This window comes from Salinisphaera sp. G21_0 (assembly GCF_017744115.1).
Lineage (GTDB): Bacteria > Pseudomonadota > Gammaproteobacteria > Pseudomonadales > Endozoicomonadaceae > Endozoicomonas.
This window is the reverse complement of sequence record NZ_JAGHQW010000249.1, coordinates 1-602: the sequence shown is the minus strand read 5'-3', so window position 1 is coordinate 602 and position 602 is coordinate 1. Positions and strand designations below refer to the sequence as shown.

The window sequence follows — 602 nt, the reverse complement described above, 5'->3', positions numbered from 1 at the left end:
GTCACCTTCTATGATTATCAACATCATCAAATACAACAAACCATTAAAGCCAGTGGTTTGGTCATCTCTGGAACACTATGCCAGCAACGGCCAGCTAACCACCAGTTTATGTAAGGCGCTCAGCCCGATTATCCGAAATGATAATGAGGGTGTTGTTCCTGAACTCGTTAGAAATGCAGTGGCTGAAAATTTGGTACAGATTGAGACAACAAAAACACCCGTAGTAACAGCCATCGCTCTGCAACAACCTCCTGCAAGCACGACACTCCCTTGGGATCAGGATTCCACCAGGAGCCTTCAAGGGCCGACATTTACCTTTGAAGCGGCAATGGAAGAGCTGGATCGTTTTCCGATATTGGGGAATAGAGAACTTGAACTATTGGAACCCTATCGGAAAGAGATGATACTTCCGCAGTTAATGAGTGTCCTCCAAAAGATCAACCATTATGATGTGGATAAACAGACACAAAACGCTTGGCATTCAGCCTTGGAATGCAGAAAAAAAGACCCTCTTGGGCTGAACGGAATTGACATTGACATTTGGGAATCGGATTCTGATTTATTGTCGCCGGATTTTGATTTATTTGCGACCGGGTCAGAAC

The 602-nt window shown here is 44.7% G+C and carries 1 protein-coding gene; it reads left to right on the top strand.

Annotated elements, in window-relative coordinates; genetic code table 11:
* Positions 1-178 precede the first annotated feature (178 nt).
* On the top strand, positions 179-602 hold a 424-nt coding region (locus J7439_RS25900), incomplete at its 3' end, for a hypothetical protein (protein WP_209204935.1).